The sequence below is a fragment of the Vibrio sp. 704 genome (assembly GCF_033339295.1).
On sequence record NZ_JAWOUH010000010.1, the window covers coordinates 71,537 to 97,877 of the forward strand.

17 protein-coding genes are annotated in these 26,341 nt (G+C 45.8%); 5 read left to right on the top strand and 12 right to left on the bottom strand.

Annotation, left to right across the window (positions count from 1 at the left end; all coding sequences use genetic code 11):
• Nucleotides 1-123 precede the first annotated feature (123 nt).
• The 4 genes from mutT (at nucleotide 124) to carB (ending at nucleotide 6,313) form a co-directional block, all read left to right on the top strand.
• Nucleotides 124-522, top strand: a complete 399-nt coding sequence (gene mutT / locus R7R24_RS14730) for an 8-oxo-dGTP diphosphatase MutT (RefSeq protein WP_005387387.1) — start codon at nucleotides 124-126, stop codon at nucleotides 520-522.
• Between the two features lie 110 nt (nucleotides 523-632).
• Entirely contained in the window at nucleotides 633-1,442 is an 810-nt protein-coding gene (gene dapB, locus R7R24_RS14735; protein WP_005381860.1) for a 4-hydroxy-tetrahydrodipicolinate reductase, read from the top strand.
• Between the two features lie 481 nt (nucleotides 1,443-1,923).
• Nucleotides 1,924-3,063, top strand: a complete 1,140-nt coding sequence (gene carA, locus R7R24_RS14740) for a glutamine-hydrolyzing carbamoyl-phosphate synthase small subunit (RefSeq protein ID WP_017821483.1) — start codon at nucleotides 1,924-1,926, stop codon at nucleotides 3,061-3,063.
• A 16-nt stretch (nucleotides 3,064-3,079) separates the two neighbouring features.
• Complete coding sequence (carB, locus tag R7R24_RS14745) at nucleotides 3,080-6,313, top strand: carbamoyl-phosphate synthase large subunit (protein ID WP_005381854.1); 3,234 nt, start codon at nucleotides 3,080-3,082, stop codon at nucleotides 6,311-6,313.
• Nucleotides 6,314-6,638: 325 nt separating this feature from the next.
• On the opposite strand, the gene R7R24_RS14750 is transcribed toward carB, so the two are convergent.
• Nucleotides 6,639-7,064 carry a hypothetical protein gene (locus R7R24_RS14750; protein WP_054578505.1) on the bottom strand — a complete coding sequence of 142 codons (426 nt, stop codon included), beginning with the start codon at nucleotides 7,062-7,064 and terminating at the stop codon, nucleotides 6,639-6,641.
• Complete coding sequence (locus R7R24_RS14755; RefSeq protein ID WP_054578506.1) at nucleotides 7,061-7,930, bottom strand: hypothetical protein; 870 nt, start codon at nucleotides 7,928-7,930, stop codon at nucleotides 7,061-7,063. Before R7R24_RS14755 ends, R7R24_RS14750 begins: the two co-directional genes overlap by 4 nt.
• Before the next feature lie 304 nt (nucleotides 7,931-8,234).
• On the opposite strand from R7R24_RS14755, the gene R7R24_RS14760 reads away from it, so the two are divergent.
• Nucleotides 8,235-9,014: a TSUP family transporter gene (locus R7R24_RS14760; RefSeq protein ID WP_054578507.1), complete on the top strand. Its 780-nt coding sequence runs from the start codon at nucleotides 8,235-8,237 to the stop codon at nucleotides 9,012-9,014.
• Here the strand turns inward: R7R24_RS14760 and R7R24_RS14765 are convergent.
• From R7R24_RS14765 to gltB (R7R24_RS14810), 10 genes are all read right to left on the bottom strand, one after another.
• On the bottom strand, nucleotides 8,956-9,810 hold the full coding sequence (locus tag R7R24_RS14765; RefSeq protein ID WP_005387379.1) for a LysR family transcriptional regulator: 855 nt from the start codon (nucleotides 9,808-9,810) through the stop codon (nucleotides 8,956-8,958). The two genes, R7R24_RS14760 and R7R24_RS14765, sit on opposite strands and share 59 nt — an antisense overlap.
• 128 nt (nucleotides 9,811-9,938) lie before the next feature.
• Complete coding sequence (locus tag R7R24_RS14770) at nucleotides 9,939-10,559, bottom strand: TRIC cation channel family protein (RefSeq protein ID WP_054578508.1); 621 nt, start codon at nucleotides 10,557-10,559, stop codon at nucleotides 9,939-9,941.
• Nucleotides 10,560-10,628: 69 nt separating this feature from the next.
• The gene (gene btuF / locus R7R24_RS14775) at nucleotides 10,629-11,486 is read right to left on the bottom strand and encodes a vitamin B12 ABC transporter substrate-binding protein BtuF (RefSeq protein WP_064376563.1); all 858 of its coding nucleotides are present in this window, start codon (nucleotides 11,484-11,486) and stop codon (nucleotides 10,629-10,631) included.
• Nucleotides 11,486-12,439 (bottom strand): cobalamin biosynthesis family protein, encoded by a 954-nt coding sequence (locus tag R7R24_RS14780; RefSeq protein WP_054578510.1) that lies wholly within the window; start codon nucleotides 12,437-12,439, stop codon nucleotides 11,486-11,488. Before R7R24_RS14780 ends, btuF begins: the two co-directional genes overlap by 1 nt.
• A gap of 11 nt (nucleotides 12,440-12,450) precedes the next feature.
• Entirely contained in the window at nucleotides 12,451-13,146 is a 696-nt protein-coding gene (gene mtnN / locus R7R24_RS14785) for a 5'-methylthioadenosine/S-adenosylhomocysteine nucleosidase (protein WP_054578511.1), read from the bottom strand.
• Nucleotides 13,147-13,209: 63 nt separating this feature from the next.
• Nucleotides 13,210-13,638: a DUF1499 domain-containing protein gene (locus tag R7R24_RS14790; protein ID WP_017633627.1), complete on the bottom strand. Its 429-nt coding sequence runs from the start codon at nucleotides 13,636-13,638 to the stop codon at nucleotides 13,210-13,212.
• A gap of 91 nt (nucleotides 13,639-13,729) precedes the next feature.
• Nucleotides 13,730-15,142 (bottom strand): FAD-dependent oxidoreductase, encoded by a 1,413-nt coding sequence (locus tag R7R24_RS14795; RefSeq protein ID WP_054578512.1) that lies wholly within the window; start codon nucleotides 15,140-15,142, stop codon nucleotides 13,730-13,732.
• Nucleotides 15,143-15,162: 20 nt separating this feature from the next.
• Nucleotides 15,163-19,626, bottom strand: coding sequence for a glutamate synthase large subunit (gltB, locus tag R7R24_RS14800; protein ID WP_054578513.1), 4,464 nt, complete (start codon nucleotides 19,624-19,626; stop codon nucleotides 15,163-15,165).
• Between the two features lie 448 nt (nucleotides 19,627-20,074).
• On the bottom strand, nucleotides 20,075-21,544 hold the full coding sequence (locus tag R7R24_RS14805) for a glutamate synthase subunit beta (protein WP_054578514.1): 1,470 nt from the start codon (nucleotides 21,542-21,544) through the stop codon (nucleotides 20,075-20,077).
• Nucleotides 21,544-26,094, bottom strand: a complete 4,551-nt coding sequence (gene gltB, locus R7R24_RS14810) for a glutamate synthase large subunit (RefSeq protein ID WP_054578515.1) — start codon at nucleotides 26,092-26,094, stop codon at nucleotides 21,544-21,546. Before gltB (R7R24_RS14810) ends, R7R24_RS14805 begins: the two co-directional genes overlap by 1 nt.
• Between the last annotated feature and the right edge of the window lie 247 nt (nucleotides 26,095-26,341).

Below are 26,341 nucleotides of genomic sequence, written 5' to 3' on the forward strand. Positions count from 1 at the left end.
CTAGGCGGCTCTTTTTTTAAGCAAATTCTGTGGCTGTCGAATTTCATAAGTTTTGATAGCATCGGATAGTTATAGAGATTCAAAGACCGTTGAAGTGTAACGGCTTGAGAGTTAGGAACCCCTATGAAAAGAATTCACATAGTCGCGGCTATTATTTTTAACCAAGACAAATCAAAAATTTTTATTACAAAGCGTCCAGACGACAAGCATAAAGGCGGGTTTTGGGAGTTTCCCGGCGGGAAAGTCGAGTCAGGAGAAAGTATTGAACATGCTCTAGCAAGAGAACTTGAAGAAGAAGTAGGAATTGAAGTTACTGAGCAAGCCCTTTTCGAGCATTTGGAATATGACTATCCAGACAAATCACTTAAGTTTGATTTTATTACGGTATCTAAGTTCAGTAATGAGCCTTACGGCCGAGAAGGTCAAGAAGGTCGCTGGGTTGAGATAAGAGAATTGGGTAACTATGCCTTTCCTGAAGCGAACGTGCCTATCTTGGAGCGTGTCGTAAAAGAGTTCGCTTAAGCCTGATGAACTTGCTTGTGGTAACCACGGTATGTTGTTAGTTTAAACAGATTAAGCGAAACGAGAGAACGAGAGCAAACCTCGTTATCCAGAGAAGGAGAGAAAGCGCAATGGTTCGTATTGCAATCGCAGGAGCAGCAGGCCGAATGGGCCGTAATTTGGTTAAAGCTTCACACCTTAACCCAGAGGCGACAGTGAGCGCGGGATCAGAACGACCTGAGTCCTCACTTGTCGGTGTCGATATCGGTGAACTTTGTGGTGAAGGCAAATTCGATGTGTTCTTAACGGATGATCTTGCTAAAGACGTCGATAATTTTGATGTAATCATCGATTTTACTGCCCCAGTAAGTACGTTGGCGAATCTTGAACTGTGTAAGAAGCATGGAAAGAGTATTGTGATTGGGACGACTGGTTTCAGTGATGCAGAGCGTGAACTGATTGACGAAGCCGCTAAGCAAGTGCCTGTTGTCATGGCTCCTAACTACTCTGTTGGTGTGAACCTAGTATTTAAGCTTCTTGAGAAAGCAGCCAAAGTGATGGGCGACTACTGCGATGTTGAGATTGTCGAAGCACATCATCGTCATAAAGTTGATGCTCCTTCTGGTACCGCTATCGGGATGGGCGAAGCCATTGCTGGTGCGATGGGCAACAAGCTGAATGATGTAGCTGTCTATGCGCGAGAAGGTATCACAGGTGAACGTACTAAAGATGAGATCGGCTTTGCTACAATTCGCGCTGGCGATATCGTCGGTGAGCACACAGCCATGTTTGCTGATATCGGGGAACGAGTGGAGATAACGCACAAAGCGACCGATCGTATGACGTTTGCTAATGGCGCCGTCAAGGCCGCTGTTTGGTTGAGTGCCAAACCAGCGGGCTTTTATACCATGACAGATGTTTTGGGATTGAATGAACTCTAAATACATAATTATTCGCCGGCGGTAGCCGGCTTTTTTATATCTATAGAATTATTTGTAAATGAAATGATTCTAACAGAAAGTATTTTGGTGCTTACTTTTGTTGTTGTTTTGGTTGTTTTGTGGGTGTTTTGGGTTTTGATGTCTAAAAACTAATGTCTTTTTTGTCGAGTGAACGTTTGCGTGAAAAACTCATACTTTTTTGTGATCTCTAAAAAGTTCAAATTTGTAAAATTCATTAAACCTCTATGCCTCTCTATGTAATAGCATGTAAAAGTTATCTTTTTGGGCCTTACTGATTCAAAATGACCTTACTCGCTAGAAATTAATCATTTATTTTTGATTGTAGGTTGACAGGTTTCGAGTCCAACTTTAGAATACCGCCAATTTGTCTGAAATACCTATTTATGTAGATTTTATAGGTAAAGGAAGGCATGTTTGCAGTTTGATTTATTTTTTTTGCATTTTTATTCTGGAGGTTGTCTTGGGTAAATTAGCACTGTTGGTCCTAGAAGATGGGACAGTGTTCCGCGGAGTGTCCATAGGGGCAGATGGTCTTTCCGTTGGTGAAGTCGTTTTTAATACCTCGATGACGGGGTATCAAGAAATCCTCACTGATCCTTCCTATTCTCAGCAAATCGTCACTCTCACTTATCCTCATATTGGCAATACCGGAACCACTTCCGAAGATGAAGAATCCTCTTCCATTCATGCACAAGGCCTTGTGATTCGCGATCTTCCTCTAATCGCTTCTAACTTCCGTAACGAACAATCCCTCTCTGATTATCTTAAGTCTCAAAATATCGTTGGCATCGCTGATATCGATACTCGTAAGCTCACTCGTATCCTGCGTGAAAAAGGTGCTCAAAACGGCTGTATTGTTGCGGGCAACAACCTAGACGAAGCTTTGGCACTAGCGAAAGCAAAAGAATTCCCAGGCTTAAAAGGAATGGACCTTGCGAAAGAAGTTACAACAAAAGAAGCGTATCAATGGAAGCAAGGTTCGTGGACGCTTGAAGGTGGACTTCCAGAGGCGAAAGATGACAGCGAGCTGCCATACCACGTTGTCGCTTACGACTTTGGCGCAAAACGCAACATCTTACGAATGTTGGTTGACCGCGGCTGCCGCTTAACGGTTGTACCTGCAGAAACGTCAGCGGAAGAAGTTCTGGCACTAAATCCAGATGGCGTATTCTTATCGAACGGCCCAGGTGACCCAGAACCATGTACTTACGCGATTGAAGCAACCAAAGTGTTCCTAGAAAAAGGCCTGCCAATTTTTGGTATTTGTCTAGGTCACCAAATTCTGGCGCTAGCATCAGGTGCGCAAACGGTGAAAATGAAGTTTGGTCACCACGGTGCAAACCACCCAGTAAAAGATTTAGAGCGTAACGTTGTGATGATCACTTCGCAAAACCACGGCTTTGCGGCAGATGAAGCAACATTACCGGAAAACTTACGTGCTACTCACGTATCGCTATTTGATGGCTCTTTGCAAGGTATCCACCGCACAGACAAGCCAGCATTTAGCTTCCAAGGTCACCCAGAAGCGAGCCCTGGTCCACATGACGCGGCACCGCTATTTGACCACTTTATCGAACTAATCAAAAAACACAGCGCTTAATTCGGAGTAGTAGATAATGCCAAAACGTACTGACATTCAAAGTATTCTAATTCTTGGTGCTGGTCCGATTGTTATCGGTCAGGCATGTGAGTTTGACTACTCTGGCGCACAAGCGTGTAAAGCTCTTCGTGAAGAAGGCTACCGAGTTATCCTGGTTAACTCTAACCCAGCAACGATTATGACTGACCCAGAGATGGCAGATGCGACTTACATCGAGCCGATTCAGTGGGAAGTTGTACGCAAGATCATCGAGAAAGAACGTCCTGATGCAGTTCTGCCAACTATGGGTGGTCAGACAGCACTTAACTGTGCGTTAGATTTAGAGAAGCACGGCGTTCTCGCAGAGTTTGGCGTAGAGATGATTGGTGCAACGGCTGATGCAATCGACAAAGCGGAAGACCGTTCTCGTTTTGATAAAGCGATGAAGTCTATCGGCCTTGAGTGTCCTCGCGCAGATACAGCGAAGAGCATGGAAGAAGCTTACAAAGTTTTAGATATGGTTGGCTTCCCTTGTATCATTCGTCCATCGTTCACCATGGGTGGCACTGGTGGTGGTATCGCGTACAACAAAGAAGAGTTCGAAGAAATCTGTCGTCGTGGTCTGGACTTATCTCCGACCAACGAACTTCTTATCGATGAGTCGCTAATCGGTTGGAAAGAGTACGAAATGGAAGTCGTTCGTGACAAAGCGGACAACTGTATCATCGTATGTTCAATCGAGAACTTTGACCCAATGGGCATCCATACGGGTGACTCAATCACGGTTGCTCCAGCACAAACACTGACTGACAAAGAATACCAGCTTATGCGTAATGCATCGCTAGCCGTTCTACGTGAGATTGGTGTTGAAACAGGTGGTTCAAACGTACAGTTTGGTATCAACCCGAAAGATGGTCGTATGGTCATCATCGAGATGAACCCGCGTGTATCTCGCTCTTCTGCGCTAGCATCAAAAGCAACAGGCTTCCCAATCGCGAAAATTGCCGCGAAACTGGCTGTTGGCTTTACGCTAGACGAACTACAAAACGACATCACAGGTGGTGCAACACCTGCGTCATTTGAACCAACTATCGACTACGTCGTAACTAAGATCCCTCGCTTTAACTTCGAGAAATTTGCTGGTGCAAACGATCGTCTGACAACTCAGATGAAATCGGTTGGTGAGGTAATGGCGATTGGTCGTAACCAACAAGAATCTCTTCACAAAGCACTGCGTGGCCTAGAAGTTGGCGCAACTGGTTTTGATGAGATGGTCGATCTGGAAGCGCCAGATGCACTGACTAAGATTCGTCACGAACTTAAAGAAGCAGGTGCAGAGCGTATCTGGTACATCGCCGATGCATTCCGAGCGGGTATGTCAGTCGACGGTGTGTTCAACTTGACTCAAATCGACCGCTGGTTCCTGGTTCAAATCGAAGAAATTGTAAAACTCGAAGAACAAGTCAAGGCGGGCGGCTACGCAGGTTTGACCAAAGAAGTGCTTCGTCAGATGAAACGCAAAGGCTTCTCTGATGCTCGCTTGTCTAAATTGCTTGGTGTCGCTGAAAGTGAAATTCGCCGTGCTCGTGAGCAGTTTGATATTCATCCGGTTTACAAACGTGTGGATACATGTGCAGCAGAGTTTTCTTCTGACACGGCTTACATGTACTCATCTTACGATGAAGAATGTGAAGCAAACCCAACAGACAAAGATAAGATCATGGTTCTTGGTGGCGGTCCAAACCGTATCGGCCAAGGTATCGAATTCGATTACTGTTGTGTTCATGCATCACTTGCGCTGCGTGAAGACGGTTACGAAACCATTATGGTTAACTGTAACCCAGAAACGGTATCTACTGACTACGATACGTCTGATCGTCTGTACTTCGAGCCAGTAACTCTGGAAGATGTACTGTCTATCGCTCGCGTTGAAAAACCAAAAGGTGTGATTGTTCAGTACGGTGGTCAAACGCCACTTAAACTGGCTCGTGCTCTAGAAGCGGCTGGTGTGCCAATCATTGGTACTAGCCCAGATGCTATCGACCGTGCGGAAGACCGTGAACGCTTCCAAGCCGCTGTTGACCGTTTAGGTCTACTTCAGCCAGAAAACGCGACAGTAACAACGATGGAGCAAGCGGTTGAGAAATCGAAAGAAATTGGCTTCCCATTAGTTGTTCGTCCATCTTATGTACTCGGTGGTCGTGCGATGGAAATCGTATACGACGAGCAAGACCTGCGTCGCTACTTCAACGAAGCAGTAAGCGTATCGAACGAGTCTCCAGTTCTGCTAGACCGTTTCTTGGATGATGCAACCGAAGTTGATATTGATGCTATCTGTGACGGTGAACGCGTCGTTATCGGCGGTATCATGGAGCACATCGAACAAGCGGGTGTTCACTCTGGTGACTCTGCATGTTCACTGCCTGCATACACGCTAAGTCAGGAAATTCAAGACAAGATGCGTGAGCAAGTTGAGAAGTTAGCATTCGAACTCGGTGTGCGCGGTTTGATGAACACGCAGTTTGCTGTGAAAGATAACGACGTTTATCTAATTGAAGTGAACCCTCGTGCTGCTCGTACGGTACCATTCGTATCGAAAGCGACAGGCGCTCCTCTAGCGAAAATCGCTGCACGTGTAATGGCGGGTCAATCTCTAGAGTCACAAGGCTTTACTAAGGAGATTATCCCTCCTTACTACTCAGTGAAAGAAGTGGTTCTGCCGTTCAACAAATTCCCTGGTGTTGACCCTCTATTGGGCCCTGAAATGCGCTCAACAGGTGAAGTAATGGGTGTGGGTGCAACGTTCGCAGAAGCTTACGCGAAAGCAGAGCTAGGTTGCGGTGCGGTTTATCCTGAAGGTGGTCGTGCGCTACTGTCTGTACGTGAAGGTGATAAAGAGCGTGTTGTTGACCTAGCTTCTAAGTTAGTGAAACTGGGTTACCAGTTGGATGCGACACACGGTACTGCTGTAATTCTGGGCGAAGCGGGTATTAACCCACGTTTGGTAAACAAAGTACACGAAGGTCGTCCACACATTCTTGACCGCATCAAGAACAACGAATACACCTACATCGTAAACACGGCTGCTGGTCGTCAAGCGATTGAAGATTCGAAAGTTCTACGCCGTGGTGCACTGGCAGAAAAAGTGAACTACACAACGACACTGAATGCAGCGTTCGCTACATGTATGTCTCATACTGCAGACGCAAAAGCGTCAGTAACTTCGGTTCAAGAGTTACACGCTAAAGTGAAAGCGAGTCTAGACGCGTAACAGATAAAAATCAGTAAGCTCATTAATCAGGGCTTGCATGACAACCTCATTGCCCGCTCATTTGAGCGGGCTTTTTTTTATATCGAGGTTTTTCTAAAATGAAGAGCATTAAAGTGTGCTAGGAACGATTGGTATGCTTCGCTTTTGAAGATAATTAAGCTAATGATGGCAAGCGATGTACCCAAAGAGGAAGAAATAGTACTACCACTTGCTGCAACAAAATTAATGCTGTAGGACTGAGATATTAAGCCGACCATAACTCTTTAAGCAGATAGGTAATTAGAAAAAGTTAAAATAAGCAGTGTCGAGCTTAAAAACATACTAACTATGGAGTGCTTCGATATGTTCTTTTTTCTAAGACTAAGTTATAAGTTGATTTTTCAGTATCAAGAGAGTATCCGTTACTTTTTGCAAAAACATCTGCTGCTAGTAGCGAGGGATAAAGAAGAAAAAAACTAGTTATCGATATGGTTAGGAATATCTTACTAGAGCTTTTAAACTCACTTTTAGTTAGGAAATCATTTGATTTTAATGTTTTTACGGACATTATAGAGCATTCAAATAAGATCAAACTAGAGCCTATAATCAAAATATCAGCCTGATCAAAAGATGAATAACTTTCATTATTATAGATGTTAAGATAAAAGTCTGACAATCCATCAAAACCATATATTAACAGTGATATTGCTGATGCTAATAAAATTATTAAATAAAAAAACACTTGCGTTCGGTCGTAACTCCCTTTTTTCATCGTAACAAACCTCGCTGTATTTCTTGCGAGAAAATCATACTTTGAGTTTTACGTTGAATTTCATTATATTCTTCTTTTGCTCTTCTCTTTGCTTCTATATCTCTTTGCTTTAAGTAAATATCTATAGAGGCTATTAACTTCTGTGTTAAACCTCGTTTATCATTTTCTCTATTCAATAAAAGACCTACAGCCGAGCTTATCAAAATAGCCCCTAATAATGGGCCAACACTTAAAGTTACAACACTGCCACCCACTGCTGCGGCAAAGTTTACAAATATAGCTGCTGCAGCTGACGATAACCCGATAGTGATTATATCACTAGCTAAAGTACCAAATAGTTTGGCTAAGGTTTGACGGTCATTGAGGAAAAAGTCAATCACTCTGTATGTGGATATTAAGATAATTGTTATTATGCCCCCACTTCTAATGGATTGTAATGCCCCTTCTGGTCCAACAGCGAACTTTGCCACAGTTGGAGTGGGAAGAAATTTTCCTAATCCAGAAAGCTTTGAGTGCATAGCAGGGGAGCCTGTGAGTATGATATGTGGAGCTCCAGAATAATTTTTAACGATAACAGAGCTATTATTTCCGTACAAATAGTTTGATAAGTTGGTTATAAAAACTAAGTCCTGTCCTGTAGCATAATAGTTTGCTGTATTTTCAAACATTCCCTTTATCTTTTCCCAACGTTCTAATTTCGCTTTATCTTTTACATTGTTCTTGACAACAATATCGAAGCTCTCGATAGATAAGATAATGGTTTCTTGATTTCGATGTTGATGATTTGATTTATAAAGTGGGTAGGTGCTTATACTACCACTATTTTTTGAGGATTGATGTCGTGATAAAGGGTAGTTGCTAGTCATGTATTTTCCTCAGATATCGGGCCTTGAGCGCTGACAATGTAAACTCTACATGCTGAACAGATCTTTCATATTCGTCTAGTTTTATATTTAAAGGTAAGCGTTTGATCTCATTATCAGGAATAGATTTGTGACAGTGATTCAATTCTTTCTGACAACTAAATTTTATATAAAAGTTTGGAGTCAAGTTTAAGCATTAATTCTATGAAAATTAGGAATAGATTGGTGTCTTGACTTTCCATTGGTAGTTTTGTGAATAAATGCTACCGTTTCTTCCTCTTTGATACCTCTTCAAAAAGGAAGTGTAGTGGAAATCACGGTTGAAATTTTGTTGGCCTTATTTTTGGTTGCGACTGCCGCAGGCTTTATTGATGCGATGGCTGGTGGGGGAGGGCTCATTACGCTCCCTGCGCTTTTGGCTGCGGGGTTGAGTCCGACTCAAGCTCTAGCTACCAATAAGTTACAAAGTTCGTTTGGCAGTTTCTCTGCTAGCTGGTATTTCGTGCGTAACGGTATTGTCAGCTTAAAGGAAATGCGTTTTGCGATACTCTGCACTTTTATAGGTGCTGCAATCGGTGCCGAGGCTGTGCAGTTTATTGATGCTAGCGTACTCACCAGTTTGATCCCTGTTCTTTTGATAGCCATTTCCCTCTATTTTTTACTCGCGCCAAGTACGCGAAAAATTGATGGAGAACCAAAGTTATCTGAAGCGATGTTTGCGCTATGCATTGGTGGCGGGATCGGCTTCTATGATGGCTTTTTTGGCCCTGGGACTGGATCTATTTTTACTGTTTGTTTTGTTGCACTAGGTCACTTTTCTTTGGTCGAAGCCACAGCTAGAACCAAAATCCTCAATTTCACGTCAAACATTGCGGCACTACTCTTTTTTATCTTAGCTGGGTTGCCAGTGTGGAAGCTTGGCTTAACTATGGCTGTTGGCTGTTTTCTTGGTGCTCAGTTAGGGGCGAAGGTCGTGGTAAGTAAAGGGCAAAAATGGATTCGTCCTCTAGTTATAGTGATGTCGATGCTTATGGCAACGAAACTTCTTTGGCAACAACATCAGCAATGGATTCTGTCAGTGCTTTAACTCGCTCGCTACGATATGTGCTGTGACGTAAGCAGATATGTATTGGTCGAACTAACTGATCTAGCTCTTCAAAGTCATAGCAGAACTTAGGTGTGATATTAAGTGTCGTTAGGATAGATTTAGGGATTAAAGCGGGAGCCATACCTCCCAAAGCCAGTTGTGCTGCCGCAGTATACGAATCCATTTCCATCAAAGGTTCGATTCCGTGTTTGGATAAAATAGCTTGTTGATATGTGTTGGCAGGGTTAGTTAGGTCATTGGTCAAAATAGCTTTAGGTAGTTGTGAAAGTGAATGTCGACTGACAATTGAGAAAGGTTCATCGGCGAGGTGAAGGCTCATTAATCCATGATGAGGTGGTAGATAGCCAGCGCAAAATCCCAATGTTGCTTTGCCTGATTTCACATTCTCAATAATGCGTGGCGTATGATTGGTCGATATTCGTATGTATTGATCATGGGCAAAGTGTTCTGCCATGATCATGCTGAGGTATCCAGCGACTAAGGTTTCAGAGCAGTCTATCTTGATCAAAGAAGTATCTTCTATTTGTTGTTGATCATAGATCTGACCTCTTAACTCATTGAACGTTGGCTCGATCGTGTTGATGAGCGCAAGGCCATCGGAGGTCAGCTTTATGTGCCGACCATTTGGCTCTATTAATTTTTTTCCTAACTTCTTCTCTAGATTTGAAATACGTTTACTCACGGCAGATTGACTAATATAGAGTTGACTGCCCGTGCGGCTCATGGTTTTTTCTTTACTGAGGACAAGTAACGTTTCAATACCTTCAAGCAACATAATGATTAATGAAAGTTAGGAATGGTTGAGATAATTTAGCGAATTGCCCAAGAATTGGCGAATCAAATGAGCATAAATGAGAGGAGCCGACACTTGGTCGACTCCATGATGAGTGATGTTGTTGGTGTTTAACGGTTAATGGCGAAAGTTGGCAGGGATAGATGCCAACGAATCGCACCGAGACGTATAATGAGCGTTGAGATTACACCAGCGAGTAAAGCCGTTGAGTGGTCATAACCCATGTTTATCGCCATCGTATGGAAGATGCCGCCAATAATACATGCCGTAGCATAGACTTCACTTCTTAATACCATAGGAACTTCGCGAGCCAGCACGTCTCGTATAATGCCACCGCCACAGCCAGTAATAACCCCCATTATCACCGCGACCATCCCAGAAGCATTGTAGGCGAGTGCCTTTTCTACTCCTATTCCTACAAATACAGCGAGACCGATGGCATCACAAACGGGTAATACCCACCATGAGAGTCGCTTGGGTCTTCGAATAACAAGCATGGTTAGTAGACACGTAACAAATATCACCCATAAGTAAGTCGTATCTGTTATCCAAAATACGGGAGTGGCACCAAGCGCCATGTCTCGGATTGTTCCGCCACCTATAGCAGTCACACTGCCGAGCACGATAACGCCGAATGGATCCATTTTTAAACGGCCCGCCAGTAATACGCCAGAGATAGCGAAAACAGCGGTACCGAACAAATCGATCATATAAAGCAGCATGGAGTCCATGTTACTTAGTACCTTTAAATAGTGTGAGAAAAAATGGGCGGAAATTGTACGGTATTTGCCACGAAATCGTTAGCGTTTTTGACGAACGCTTTTAAAGTGCTCACACACTTCCTTGATCGCGTTCAATGTGCGTGGTGTGGGACGGTTAATCCAATCAGAGTTTAGGGACCAGATGTGTTTGTTTTTAAGAGCAAGAAGCTCATTACTCCACTCAGCCCACATACCATCGTTACTCATTGCGTGACGAGAAGTAAAAATAACCTCTGGCTGGCGAGTAATGACTTGCTCGATGCTAACTTGAGGATAAGGCGCGCTAGATGCGGCGAAAATGTTCTCACCACCGCAAAAAGTAAAGACTTCACTTGGCCAGTTCTTTCCGGCGACAGTGATGATAGGCTTTTCACTCAACTGATAAAAGTAACTAACTTTCTCGTTCGTGTTGTACTGTTCTTTTAGTGTACTCAGCTGCGTTCTAAAATCTTCAGCGGCCTTTTTTCCTACTTGTGGAGTTTCGCTGTATTGGCTGAGTTGCTCGATATTATTGGCGATATCTTCTAATGAACCTGTAGTGGAGTAATAGATAGGAATACCGAACTGTTTAATTTTCTCCAACTCTTTAGCGGGGTTTCCGGCTGGCCAAGCAATCACTAAGTCCGGCTGAAGAGCAATAATGCGCTCTAATTTAATTCCTTGATAATTTGAGACTCTTTCTAGCTGCTTTGCCTGTTCTGGATAATCGCTCATTTCGCTGACAGCAACAAGCTGCTCTCCTAGCCCTGCTGCAAAGGCAATTTCGGTGGCATGTGGAGCTAAACTTATAATGCGTTGAGCGGGTTGAGCGGGTTGAGCGGGTTGAGCGGGTTGAGCGGGTTGAGCGAAGGTCGCTGTCGAAACAAATAGCGTTAATGCGAAGCATAATTTATTCATCATAATCCTTGATAAATTATTCCTAAAAGCAAACTTTGGATTGCGACCCAAGCCAGGACGCGCCAAACGAGCAGCGTATGTATTTGTGAAAGGTGAATAGCCGATGGCGCAATGCGCCCACCGATTTTTGCGCGCTCTGCACGCACACCTTGATAGATAGCAGGGCCGCATAAAGACAGTTGTAGTTTGTGTCCGATAGTACATAACACCCAACTAGGTCCTGGTAAGGGCCAAGACTTCGCTTGCTGTTGTATTCCAGAGAGCACATTACTTGTATTCTTTCCGGCAGCTAAAAGTATGGCAAAGAGACGAAGTGGAATAATATCCAGAGTAGCAACCAATTGAATCACAGGTTTACCAAAGGGCAAATATTGGCGTCGGCTAGGGGACCACACTCGCGCTAATTCTGTTGTGAGTCGATACATTAACGCACCAATACCACCTGTTAGTGCGTACCAAAATAGCACACCGATCACGTTGCGGCTGTATGCCATAATCAGGGTTTCTGAGCCAGCTTTACCTATGCCAACGATCGAGAGGCTACCAGTATCGCGATTAAGATATGGTCTCAGTAATGCTCGACACTGAGCTTTGTCTTCCGAAGAGATACTTGTGACGAGCTGTTTCGTTAACGTTTCGCTGTTGCGCCAGTCTAGCGCAAGGATCAATAGAACCAGTTCATATAAACGGATTTGCCAAACAAATGGCTTTACTGCAATCAGTAATATCAAGCAAGGAAACAGCATCAAGCCTAGTGCAAGACTGCCTGAGATTACACTCTGTGAGTAATTGTGATTATTGTTCACTTTGTTAGCTAGCTGCTCTGCTAGCTTTCGCCATAAAGTGATGGGGTGCGCTGAATGGGGGATTGGCACTAAAAGGTGCAAGATCAGTGCACCCCACATAATGAGGAGCGCACCGTTGGCATAAAATGACTGAAAAACTTCTTCCATGAATGAGTCGTTTACTTAATGAGTTCCAGCATTTTGAATACCATTTCGGAAGAGCTTTTTGCTGCTAGAGGCAGGAACTCATCAAAGCTCATTGGTGATTCTTTATCAGCGACATCAGAGATTGCACGCACAACAACAAACGGAGTGTTGAATTGATGACAAGTTTGAGCGATAGCAGATGCTTCCATTTCTACAGCGATAACTGACGGGAAGTGTTTACGAATAAACTCTTGACGCTCAGCAGTACAAACAAACGCATCGCCAGTACAAATTAGGCCGCGAACCGCATGAGTGTTTTCCATTTGTGATAGGGCTTTTTCGGCTAAGTCCATTAGCTTGTCATCCGCTTTGAATGCAGCTGGTTGACCGGCCATTTGGCCAATCTCATAACCAAAAGCGGTTACGTCTGCATCGTGATGACGAACTTCTGTAGAGATAACTACATCGCCAAGGTTTAAGCTTGAATCGAAACCGCCAGCAGAGCCTGTGTTAATCACCACGTCTGGTTGGTATTCATCAAGAAGGATTGTCGTGCCCACTGCCGCTGCAACTTTACCGATGCCCGATTGTAGTACGACGACTTCAACATCGTTAATTTGACCAGAGAAAAACGTACAACCTGCTTTATTTACAGTTTTGCAGTTTGTAATTGCTTGCTTCAGGATGGTCACTTCTTGTTCCATCGCACCGATGATACCAACTTTCATAACACTCTCTTTGGGTAAATATTTTAGTTGGCCGAGAGTATAGCACTCCCCGTTGGCAGTTTTCTATTTGATGAGCTTAGCTTGAGTGAGCTTTTCTCGTAATTGATCGGCGCGCTTTCTGTTTACGCCAAAGTCAGAGTAGCCCACACGAGACTCCGAGCGCACAATCAGTTGGTCTCCTGCTATTTTTAGTTCGAGGTCATCCACGAAGCGCATGATTTTAGATGTGCACTCGATACGAAGGTAGTTGCTTTCTTTCACCGCGGTTTTCGCGCCTGGCAGTTCAAGCGCAACTTGCTCAATAGCGTCGATGTTCGCTGAATCCACTAAGATGAATGGCGTTAGGTTGTATTTTTCTCGCGTGTCTTGGGTGGAGACGCAGTTTGGTTTGTCACCACAAGGTGATTGAGAACGATCCGTCATGGTTTTGACTCCTTGGCTACAAGCGGTTAAGCCGAGCAAAGTAATGGAAAGGAGAGCGGCTTTTTTCATTGGTTTTATCCCTTATCATAGGAATTTAATTATATGTAATAAAAGAAAAAAGGATCCAATAGTAGGATCCTTTTTGAGACGTTAACAGTGATTAAACTTCGAGGTAATCGAGAATGCCTTCTGCCGCTTTTCGTCCTTCATCAATTGCGGTTACGACAAGATCAGAACCTCGTACCGCATCGCCACCCGCGAAGATCTTTTCGTTGCTGGTCTGGAACTGGAACTCTTGCTTCGCTGGGGCTTTGATACGACCCCATTGATCCAAATCGACATCAAACGGTGCTAACCAGTCCATTTTGTGCGGCTGGAAACCAAACGCCATGATAACAACGTCTGCTGGTAGAACGTGCTCGCTGCCTTCAACGGGCTCTGGACGTCGGCGACCCGCTTCATCAGGTTCACCAAGTGCGGTTTTCACCACTTTGACCCCCGAGACTTTGCCTGACGCATCCACTTCAACTCCCAAAGGCTGAAGGTTGAACATGAACTTCACGCCTTCTTCCTTTGCGTTTTTTACCTCGCGACGAGAGCCTGGCATGTTGGCCTCATCACGACGATAAGCACAAACTACGTTGGAGGCTCCTTGGCGAATTGAGGTACGAACGCAGTCCATTGCGGTATCACCACCACCCAGTACGACGACTTTCTTTCCTGCCATATCGATAAAGGGTTGGTTACTCTCAAGACCCATGACTTTGTAGGTGTTCGAAACTAAAAATGGCAGCGCGTCATACACACCCGGCGCATCTTCATTATCTAGACCTGCACGCATGTATTTATAGGTGCCAACGCCCAAGAAAACAGCATCGTATTCATCAAGTAGCTCTTGCATTTGGACATCTTTGCCTACTTCCATGTTCATGCGGAACTCGACGCCCATTTCAGTGAACACACGGCGGCGGTTTTCCATCACGCCTTTTTCAAGCTTGAATGAAGGAATGCCGAAGGTCAGAAGGCCTCCAATTTCAGGGTAGCGGTCAAACACGACGGGCTTAACGCCATTGCGCACTAGGATATCTGCGGCAGCCAAGCCAGCTGGGCCTGCTCCAATGATTGCGACCTTTTTATCGGTCCACTCCACCTTGGACATATCTGGCTTCCAGCCCATTTCAAACGCTTTGTCGGTAATGTACTTTTCTATGTTACCGATGGTGACGGCACCAAAGTCATCATTAAGCGTGCATGAACCTTCACATAGGCGGTCTTGAGGACAAACGCGCCCACATACTTCCGGTAGGCTGTTGGTTTGATGCGATAGTTCAACCGCTTCAAGAATACGACCTTCATTGGCAAGTTTTAACCATTGAGGGATGTAGTTGTGGACTGGGCATTTCCATTCACAATATGGGTTGCCACAATCTAAGCAGCGATCCGCTTGTGCAGTCGCCTGTTGTTTAGTGAACGGTTCATAGATTTCAACGAACTCGATCTTACGAACTTTGATAGGCTTTTTCGCAGGATCTACACGATGCACATCGATAAATTGATAAACGTTCTGGCTCATGATTCAAACATCCTCCATGATTACTGTGCTTGAACACGCAGCTCTGCGGCACTGCGGCTCTGGTGACCAAGTAGCGTGCGAAGATCTGCCGCTTGTGGTTTCACCAAATAGAACTTTGGAATCCATTCATCAAAGTTCGCCAAAATATTTTCAGCATGACTCGACCCTGTTTCTTCAAGGTGTTCCGCAATTAGGCCACGCAAATGTTCTTGGTGGATGTAAAGATCGGACAATGAGATGGCTTCGACAGACTCAGTATTAACTCGACCTTCAAAGCTTTGGTTCTCATCCAGAACATAGGCAAAGCCTCCAGTCATACCCGCGCCAAAGTTCACACCTGTCGCACCAAGAATGGCAACAATACCGCCAGTCATGTACTCACAAGCGTTATCGCCAGCACCTTCAATGACGGCTATCGTACCTGAGTTTCGTACGCCGAAACGCTCACCTGCTTTACCGGCTGCAAATAGTTTACCGCCGGTCGCGCCGTACAGACAGGTGTTACCAATGATGGTTGCTTCATTACACTTAAATGCAGTGCCAAGGTGAGGTTTGATAACCACTTTACCACCCGCCATGCCTTTGCCCACGTAGTCGTTCGCATCGCCCGTGAGGTAAAGCTCTACACCACCTGCGTTCCAAACACCAAAGGACTGGCCTGCGGTGCCGTCAAGATAGATTTTGATAGGGGAAGCCGCCAACCCTTGGTTGCCATAGCGTTTTGCTATTTCGCCAGATAAGCGTGCACCAACAGAACGATCAGTGTTGATGACATTGTAGAAGAAACTTGCCGATTGACTGTTTTCGACCGCATGCATGGCATCATCAACGATCTTTTGGTTGAGCTCAGCTTTATCAAACGGTTTGTTTGGCTCTGTCCAAAATAGCGGATGGCCCTCAGGTGATACTGGAGCTTCTAGAATATTGGATAGATCCAGCTTGGTCTGTTTCGCTGTAAATCCCTCTACTGCCTCAAGTAAATCGGTACGACCAATCAAGTCCGTCAGCTTTTCAACGCCAAGTTCGGCGAGTAATCCGCGCACTTCGTCTGCCAGGCCGATGAAGTAATTCATCACCATTTCTGGTAGACCTTTGAAGTATTCTTTACGCAGTGTCTCGTCTTGAGTCGCAACCCCAGTTGCACAGTTGTTGAGGTGACAAATTCGTAGGAACTTACAACCCATAGCGACCATTGGCGCAGTACCAAAACCGAAGCTTTCTGCACCTAAAATTGCGGCTTTAACTACGTCTAAACCAGTCTTTAGACCACCGTCTACCTGTAGGCGGATCTTATGACGCAGACCATTAGCAACCAGAGCTTGTTGTGTCTCTGCCAACCCCAACTCCCAAGGGCTACCAGCGTATTTTACCGAAGTTAATGGGCTTGCTGCGGTACCACCGTCGTAACCCGAAATGGTAATAAGATCAGCGTAAGCCTTGGCTACACCCGTTGCGATGGTGCCGACACCTGGCTCGGAGACGAGTTTTACCGAAACCAGCGCATTCGGGTTGACTTGTTTAAGGTCGAAGATCAGTTGGGCCAAATCTTCAATCGAATAGATATCGTGATGCGGAGGAGGGGAGATCAGAGTCACGCCTTGTACCGAATAACGCAGTTTTGCGATTTCTGCGGTGACTTTGTGTCCTGGTAGCTGTCCACCTTCACCCGGTTTCGCACCTTGTGCCACCTTGATTTGCAGTACATCCGCATTAGTCAGGTAATGCGGCGTTACACCAAATCGGCCAGAAGCAATCTGTTTGATACGTGAGTTACGCTCAGTACCGAAACGGCGAGGATCTTCACCGCCTTCACCCGAGTTAGAGTAACCACCAAGACGGTTCATCGCCGTTGCAAGTGCTTCATGCGCTTCTGGGCTAAGTGCGCCAATGGACATTGCCGCTGAGTCAAAGCGTTTGAACAGTTCAGTGCGTGGTTCTATTTGCTCAAGTGGCAGCGGTGAGTCTGATTTTTTCAGCGACATTAAGTCACGCAGCATGGCAACAGGGCGTTGGTTTACCTGCTTAGCAAAGCTCTGATAGTCGTTACTTTCGCCAGATTTAACGGCCTGTTGCAGCGTGCCGACGACATCCGGGTTGTAAGCATGATACTCACCTCCATGGACGTACTTTAACAAGCCGCCATGATCAATCGATTTGCGTTTCGCCCATGCTTTACGAGATAAGTTTGTAAGATCTTGCTGGAAGTCGTCAAAATTCGCGCCTTCAATTCGAGTTGTGACGCCTTTAAAACACAGATCGACCACATTTTGGCTCAAGCCAACTGCTTCAAACAGTTGTGAGCAGCGGTAAGAGGCGATGGTTGAGATCCCCATTTTCGACATGATCTTGTACAGGCCTTTGTTGATGCCGTATTGGTAGTTTTGCATCACATCGCGGTAGTCTTTCTCTAGTGCTTTATCATCAATCAGTTTACCTAACGCTTCATAAGCAAGGTATGGGTAAACCGCAGTGGCACCAAAACCAAGTAAGACGGCAAATTGGTGTGGATCACGGGCTGTTGCGGTTTCGACAACAATGTTGGCATCGCAACGTAAGTTCGCGTCAATCAGACGAGTTTGAACGGCGCCGACTGCCATTGCTGCAGGAATTGGCAGCTTGCCTTTGACTAAAGCGCGATCTGAAAGCACGACTAGAACCGTGCCTTCACGCACCACTTGTTCTGCTTGCTCACACAGATCATCAATGGCTTGTTTGAGATCTTTCTGTTGTGGATCGTAGTTGATATCGAGAATGGTATTACGGTAATGATCGTCACTCAGCTCTAGTAGTTGCTGCATGTCTGAATAGAGCAGTACTGGAGAATCAAAGGTTACACGATGCGCGTGGCCATCGGTTTCACAGAAGACGTTCATCTCCTGGCCGATGCTGGTCGCCAGCGACATGACGTGTTTCTCACGCAGTGGATCGATTGGTGGGTTGGTGACCTGCGCGAACTTCTGACGGAAGTAATCAGTCACCAAGCGCTCTTTCGAAGAAAGAACCGCCATCGGGGTGTCATCACCCATCGAACCAACGGCTTCTTGCCCCATATCACCGAGGACACGCAATACTTGATCGACTTCTTCATTGCTCATAGCAAACTGCTTTTGATAAGTCTTAAGCAAGTCTTCATCAAAGCTGCGCTCACCTACTTGATCTTCAGGCAGCTGAGAGAACGGTGTTAGTTTGCGAACGTTGTTCTCCATCCATTCGCGATAAGGGTGACGAGATTTCAGGTCATTATCGATCTCGCTAGATTGCCAAAGCTTACCTTTACGAGTGTCGATGACGAGCAATTCCCCCGGACCTACACGACCTTTTTTGGCAACTTCATCTGGGGCGTAATTCCAAATCCCTACCTCAGACGCCAGAGTGATCAACTTGTCTTTGGTAATTACATAACGCGCAGGACGTAGACCGTTTCGGTCTAGGTTACAAGCAGCATAACGACCATCGGACAGTACGATACCTGCTGGGCCATCCCATGGTTCCATGTGTTTGGAGTTGAAATCGTAAAACGCACGCAAATCCGGATCCATGTCAGGGTGGTTTTGCCATGCTGGCGGCACAAGCATACGCATGGCACGGAAGATATCCATGCCGCCAGCTAAAAAGAGATCTAGCATATTATCTAGGCTAGACGAGTCTGAGCCTGTCTCGTTCACAAACGGTGCTGCAGTTTGTAGGTCAGGCAGCAGTGGTGACGAGAACTTGTAAGCACGAGCGCGTGCCCATTGTCGGTTACCTTCAATGGTATTGATCTCACCATTATGAGCAAGGTAGCGGAACGGTTGAGCTAATGGCCAACGCGGTTGAGTGTTGGTAGAAAAACGCTGGTGGAACAGACAGATAGCAGATTCCATACGTAGATCGGCAAGATCAAGATAAAAGCGCGGTAAGTCCGCAGGCATGCATAGGCCTTTGTACACCAAAACTTGAGTCGATAAGCTACAGATGTAGAAATCCGGATCTTCGGTGATTTGTTTCTCGATGCGACGGCGTGCGATGTAGAGACGACGTTCAATGTCGCGTTCGCGCCAACCTGCCGGTGCAGAGATAAAGACTTGCTGAATATTTGGAAGCGAGTTGGCCGCAATTGGACCGAGTACTTCTGAATTAGTTGGTACTTCACGCCAACCAGCCACAGTTAGCGTCTCTTGCGCCAGTTCTTTGTTGACGATGTCTTTAGCGAGTTGAGCTTTGACTGGATCTTGGTTGAAGAAAATCATCCCTACGGCGTATTGCTTGCCAAGGTTGAAACCATTTTCTTCGGCAATAAGACGTAAATAGGAATCGGGCTTTTGTAATAGAAGACCACAACCATCACCAGTTTTACCATCGGCGGCGATACCACCACGGTGAGTCATGCGGTCAAGTGCAGAAATTGCTGTACGTACCAGCTTGTGGCTTTGTTCGCCTTCCATATGCGCGATCAAGCCAAATCCACAGTTGTCTTTCTCAAGACTTGGATCATAAAGAGCCATTGCAATTCTCCCTTTGCTTATCCGTCATCCCGACAGATATATCAACACTGCTTACGTTGATATCGATGACTAACTATGCGTCATCTTTATAGCTTTATGTATAATTATTCAGTAAAAGTTGTGAAATATTTAACATTTTTTGAGTGTTTTATTTTCATCAACTTCACAAGCTATAGCTTATTGTAAAAAAGGTCAAGTTATTAGTGGATCATCACGTGAATATACGATTTACCATTTAATAAGTTAAAATAGTTTAATAATTTCAAATAGATAGAAAATTGATTGTTACAAAAAAGTAACATTTGATTCTGTGGGAGATAAAAAAGACCAGCATAAAATGCTGGTCAAAATAGAAAGATTGGAAGGAATTGTTTTCTTTCTTCACCGATAGCCATCGATATTGCTGATGGCTATTAGGCAATTGAAAGAGAGAAGCATGACTGCTTCGTTAAGCAGAAAGCATCAGTGAATCTGCTTTTGCTTCTAGGTTTGTGCCACCCATTAGATAATCATCGATAGCACGGGCACATTCGCGGCCTTCATTGATACAACGAACCACCAAAGATTGGCCTGTTCGCATATCACCAGCAGCAAATACGCCTTCTTGGTTAGTAGCAAAATCTTGAGTTGCTACGTTACCGCGATCGTCTAGTGCGATATCCAGTTGAGCAAGTACGCCTGTTGGTTCAGGGTGTAGGAAGCCCATCGCTAGAAGTGCCATATCACATGGAATCACACGCTCGCTGCCTTCTACTTCTTTGAAGCTTGGGCGCTCGCCTGGTTTTGCATCTTGCCAAACGATATCAGCAAGACGAAGGCCTGTGACTTCATCTTTGTCATTTCCGATGAACTCTTTGGTCAGGATGTTCCAGTGACGATCGACACCTTCTTCATGAGAGGTCGAAGTACGTAGGATCATTGGGTATTGAGGCCAAGGCATATTGGCTGGGCGCTTCTCTGGTGGAATCGGCATGATTTCTACTTGAGTTACGCTTGCTGCGCCGTGACGGTTTGACGTACCTACACAGTCTGAACCGGTATCACCACCACCAATGACAACCACATGCTTACCTTTTGCGTGAATCTCTTCCGTTTTTAGGTCCATGTTATTTGCACGGCGGTTGTTTTGACCTAGGAATTCCATTGCGAAGTGAACGCCTTTGAGCTCACGACCCGGAACTGGCAAATCACGTGGAACTGTTGAGCCTCCCGTCAGTAGAACCACATCGAATTCTTGACGCAGTTGCTGAGCATTTACATCAACACCGACGTGTTGGTTTACTTTAAACTCAATGCCAGCTTCTGCCATTAGATTGATCTTGCGATCAATGACTTCCATGCTCAGTTTAAAGTCTGGGATACCAAAACGTAGCAGACCGCCCACTTTTTCGTCTCGCTCGAATACTGTCACGGTATGGCCTGCGCTGTTTAGCTGCTCAGCAGCCGCAAGACCAGCAGGTCCAGAACCAATGATCGCCACCGTTTTACCAGTGCGAGAACGTGGCGTTTTTGGCTTGGCGTACCCTTCACGATACGCCGTTTCTACGATGGTTTTCTCGATATTACAGATAGTGATTGGATCTTGGTTGATGCCAAGTACACAAGCACTTTCACATGGAGCAGGGCAAACACGACCAGTGAACTCTGGGAAGTTATTGGTTGAGCTTAGAATGTTCCATGCTTCTTCCCAGCTATCACGATAAACCGCGTCGTTAAATTCTGGGATGATGTTACCGATAGGGCAGCCGTTATGACAAAACGGCACACCACAATCCATACAACGAGAAGCCTGAGTATTGATCTTGTCACCAAACTCCTCGTTCAGAACGAACTCTTTGTTGTTCTTGATGCGTTCAGCTGGGTCGATCTTCTGTGGTAGTTCACGACCATGCTCTAAAAATCCAGTAGGCTTACCCATTATACGGCCTCCACTTGAGTTTCGTTTCCTTGAGACAGTGCTTCAGCTTTACGCTTTTGAAGAACCGCTTTGTAGTCACGCGGCATTACCTTAACCATAGAGGCTAGGCTAACTTCAAAGTTGTCTAGGAAAGACTGAGCGACTTCACTTCCTGTGAATTGAACATGCTTAGTTAGCATGTCGAGTAATAGATCTCTGTCTTCTTTCTCGATTGGATCTAGGTCTACTAACTCTGGGTTCAGTTTTGACTCAAAGTCACCTGATTTATCCCATACGTAAGCCACGCCACCACTCATACCTGCGGCAAAGTTACGACCTGTTGACCCAAGGATGATGGCTGCACCGCCAGTCATGTATTCACAACCGTGGTCACCGACGCCTTCTACTACTACTTTCGCGCCTGAGTTACGAACACAGAAACGTTCACCAGCCATACCGCGAATGAAAGACTCACCCGAAGTTGCACCGTAGAAACACACGTTACCAACCACGATGTTGTCTTCCGCGACAATGCTTGATTTCGCATCTGGGTAAAGTACTAACGTACCGCCAGATAAGCCTTTACCCCAGTAGTCGTTCGCATCGCCTTCCACTTCGAACTTCACGCCCTTAGCTAGGAATGCACCGAATGACTGACCCGCAGAACCTTTGAACTTCACATTCATTGGCTGAGGTAGACCGGCATCTTTGTACACTTTCGAGATTTCGTTCGACAGCATGGTACCTGCAGAGCGGTCCGTATTGACGATAGGGAACTCGGCGTTTACCGCTTCGCCTTTCTCGAGTGCAGGAATCGCTGCTTGAATCAGTTTGCGGTCTAGCACTTCTTCTAGGTTGTGGTTCTGCTGAGCTTGGTTGAATACACCATCAGCCTCACGTGGTTGCTCAACGTGGAGAACAGGAGACAGATCTAGGTTCTTGTATTTCCAGTGAGAAACGTCTTGGCGAATCTTCAGCTTCTGACCTTGACCGACCATCTCATCGATAGTGCGGAAGCCAAGTTCAGCCATGATTTCACGTAGACCTTGTGCCATGTATTGGAAGAAGGTTACGACGTCTTCTACGCGGCCATCAAAGCGCTCGCGAAGTGTCTTGTTTTGAGTCGCGATACCAACAGGACAGGTGTTCTTATGACACTTACGCATCATGATACAACCTTCAACCACCAATGCTGCGGTTGCCACGCCCCATTCTTCTGCACCGAGTAGTGTTGCCACTGCAAGGTCGCGAGGTGTCTTCATCTGACCATCCGCTTGAACCACGATACGGTTACGTAGACCGTTCTTCAGTAGCGTTTGGTGCGTTTCTGCCAAGCCAAGTTCCCAAGGAAGACCTGTATGGCGGATTGAAGACATTGGTGATGCACCTGTACCGCCGTCGAAACCTGCGATTAGTACAACGTCCGCTTTCGCTTTCGCTACACCAGAAGCGATCGTACCTACGCCTGCTTCTGATACCAGCTTCACGTTTACACGGCCTGCGCGGTTCGCGTTCTTCAAGTCGTAGATAAGCTGAGCCAAATCTTCGATTGAGTAGATATCGTGGTGTGGTGGTGGAGAGATAAGGCCAACGCCCGGAGTCGAGTGACGCGTTGCACCGATCCAGTCATCTACTTTATCGCCTGGTAGCTGACCACCTTCACCTGGCTTCGCACCTTGAGCCATTTTGATTTGCAGCTCATCAGCGTTAGTTAGGTAGTAAGAGGTTACGCCGAAACGACCAGAAGCCACCTGCTTGATTGCAGAGCGTTCCCAATCGCCGTTCTCTTTGCGCTCGAAACGCATTGGATCTTCACCACCTTCACCAGAGTTCGATTTCGCGCCAAGACGGTTCATCGCAACAGCCAGTGTGGAGTGTGCTTCGTAAGAAATAGAACCGAATGACATTGCACCGGTCGCGAAGCGTTTCACGATGCTTTCAATTGGCTCGACGTCGTCGATAGAGATAGAACCAGCGGGGTTCTTAATGAACTCAAGTTGGCTACGCAGGGTTACCGCGTTGTCACCTTGCTTATCTACAGCAGTCGCGTATTGCTTGAACTGATCGTAGTTCTTGTTGCGCGTAGACTCTTGCAGTAGAGAAATGGTTTCTGGGTTGAATAGGTGCTTCTCACCACGCTGTTTCCATTGGTAAACACCACCAACATCCAGCATTTGAATTGGGATTTCGCGTTGTGGGTAACCGATGCGGTGACGGATAAGTACTTCTTTGGCGATATCATCAAGGGTTAGACCTTGGATACGAGAAACCGTCCCTGTGAAGTATTTGTCGACCACGGATTTGTGGATACCCAATGCTTCGAAGATTTGCGCACCATGGTACGACTGTAGCGTAGAGATGCCCATCTTCGAGAAGATCTTCAGAAGACCGCCATTGATCGCTTTACGGTAGTTGTTGAACAGATCGCGAGGGTTCGCTTCTGGATCCAACTTCTTCGTACGTTGAAGTTCAATGATGGTTTCAATCACTAGGTAAGGGTTAACCGCATTCGCACCGTAACCAAGTAGCGTTGCAAAGTGGTGCGTTTCACGCGCGTCACCAGTTTCAACCACGATGTCACACTTCGCACGTAGACCTTTACGGATCAAGTGGTGGTGTACTGCGCCAACTGCCAGCATTGCTGGGATCGCCGCGTGGTTTGAATTCACTGCGCGGTCAGTGAGTAGGATGATTGAATAACCATCGATAACCGCGTCTTCTGCGTATTGGCAGATACGTTTTAATGCACGCTCAAGTTTGCCTTGATCTTCACTAGCTTGGAATACGATATCCAACGTTTTCGCTTGTAGGTGCTCGTTATCGATCGCACGCAATTTTTCAAGCTCAGAGTTGGCTAGAACAGGCGATTCCAATTCTACTTTCTGACAGTGAAGTGGTGTTTCAGTCAGAAGGTTTTGGTCTTTACCCAAGTAAGTGTTCAGCGACATAACCATGCGCTCACGGATCGGGTCGATCGGTGGGTTAGTTACTTGTGCAAACAGCTGCTTGAAGTAGTTTGAAAGGTGCTGAGATTGATGAGATAGAACCGCAAGAGGCCAGTCGGCACCCATTGCTGATAATGGTTCTTTCGCGTCATTCGCCATTGGAACGATGATTTCGTTCACTTCTTCAGTGCTTACGCCAAACGCTTGTTGGCGGTGTAGAAGGTGTTCTGGCTTAGGTTGGCTGAACTGGTTGCTCGCATCTGGCAGCTTCTTCAAGCTCAGTAGGTTTTCTTCTACCCACTTCTCGTAAGGCTGTGCCGTTGCGATGGTGTCTTTCACTTCTTCATCAGAGATGATTCGACCTTGTTCTAGGTCTGCAACGAAGATACGACCTGGCTGTAGGCGACCACGGAACTCAACGTTTTCTGGTTCTATATCCACAACACCAGATTCAGATGCCATCACTAGGAAGTTATCTTTGGTCACTGTGTAGCGAGAAGGGCGCAAACCGTTACGGTCTAGTGTCGCACCAACTTGAACACCATCAGTAAAACATACGGAAGCCGGGCCATCCCATGGTTCCATGATGTTCGCATGGTACTGATAGAACGCGCGACGTTTAGGATCCATGTTTTTGTTTTCTTGCCATGCTTCAGGAATCATCATCATCAATGCGTGTGGCAGGCTACGACCAGACAGAACTAGGAGCTCAAGTGCCATGTCAAAGTTAGATGAATCCGAGCTGCCTTCCTGACAGATTGGAAGAAGCATGTCGATTTCAGCCTGAGTGAACAGGTCTGATTCTAGGATTGCTTCACGGGCTTTCATCCAGTTCAAGTTACCGCGAACTGTATTGATTTCGCCGTTGTGGGCAATGTAACGGAAAGGCTGTGCAAGACGCCATTTCGGGAAGGTGTTGGTAGAGAAACGAGAGTGTACCAGTGCCAGTGCAGTCACCATGGTCGGGTTTTGCAGATCGAGGAAGTACTGAGGTACTTGCTCAGTCGTTAACTGACCTTTGTACACTAATGTCTTGTAAGACATGGAGTTAATGTAGAAGTCGTCACCAATGTTCGAAACGCTTTCTAGGCAAACGCGTACGGTGTAATTACGAAGTACGTACAGTTTGCGTTCTAGCTCTTCAGGCGTGATGCCAGGGCCGCCGGAGATAAACACGTGCTCAAATTGAGGCTCTGTGCTTAGAGGGTCGGCACCAATCATGGAGTTGTCGGTTGGTAATACGCGGTAGCCGATAACTTCAAGGTCTAGACGCTGTGCGTTGCGTTCTAGAATGTCACGGCATTGTTCGCGTTTGTATTCGTCTTTCGGGAAAAGAACGACACCAACACCATACTTTTCAAACGAAGGCAGTTTAATGCCTAGCTTAACGGCTTCTTCTAATAGGAATTCATGAGGTTTTTGTAGCAAGATACCCGCACCGTCACCGCTGCATGGGTCACAACCTTGACCACCACGGTGTTCCATGCGAGCCAGCATATCCAATGCTTGAGTCACTACTTCATGAGATTTACGGTTTTTAAGGTGAGCAACAAAACCGATACCACAAGCGTCATGCTCCAGTTCCGGAGTGTACAGACCCTGTGGATTTTGCTCTCTATCTACCATAGATACATCCTTCCAGTTCAATGTCGACGCAAAAGTACCGGGCAGCAAATACTACCTAGACTATTGATTACGTCTTGTCCTTTATATTTATTATCGCCACCGATCTAGGTTGACCGGTCTTGATTCCTTTCCGTATCTCGCAGGAAAAGTTTTGCGAGAAAAACAATCCTTGGTGGTATCCCTTTATTTATTATCACTATCTAGTGATTTATATAGGTAGGAGTGGGATAACACCGACAAATCCCGC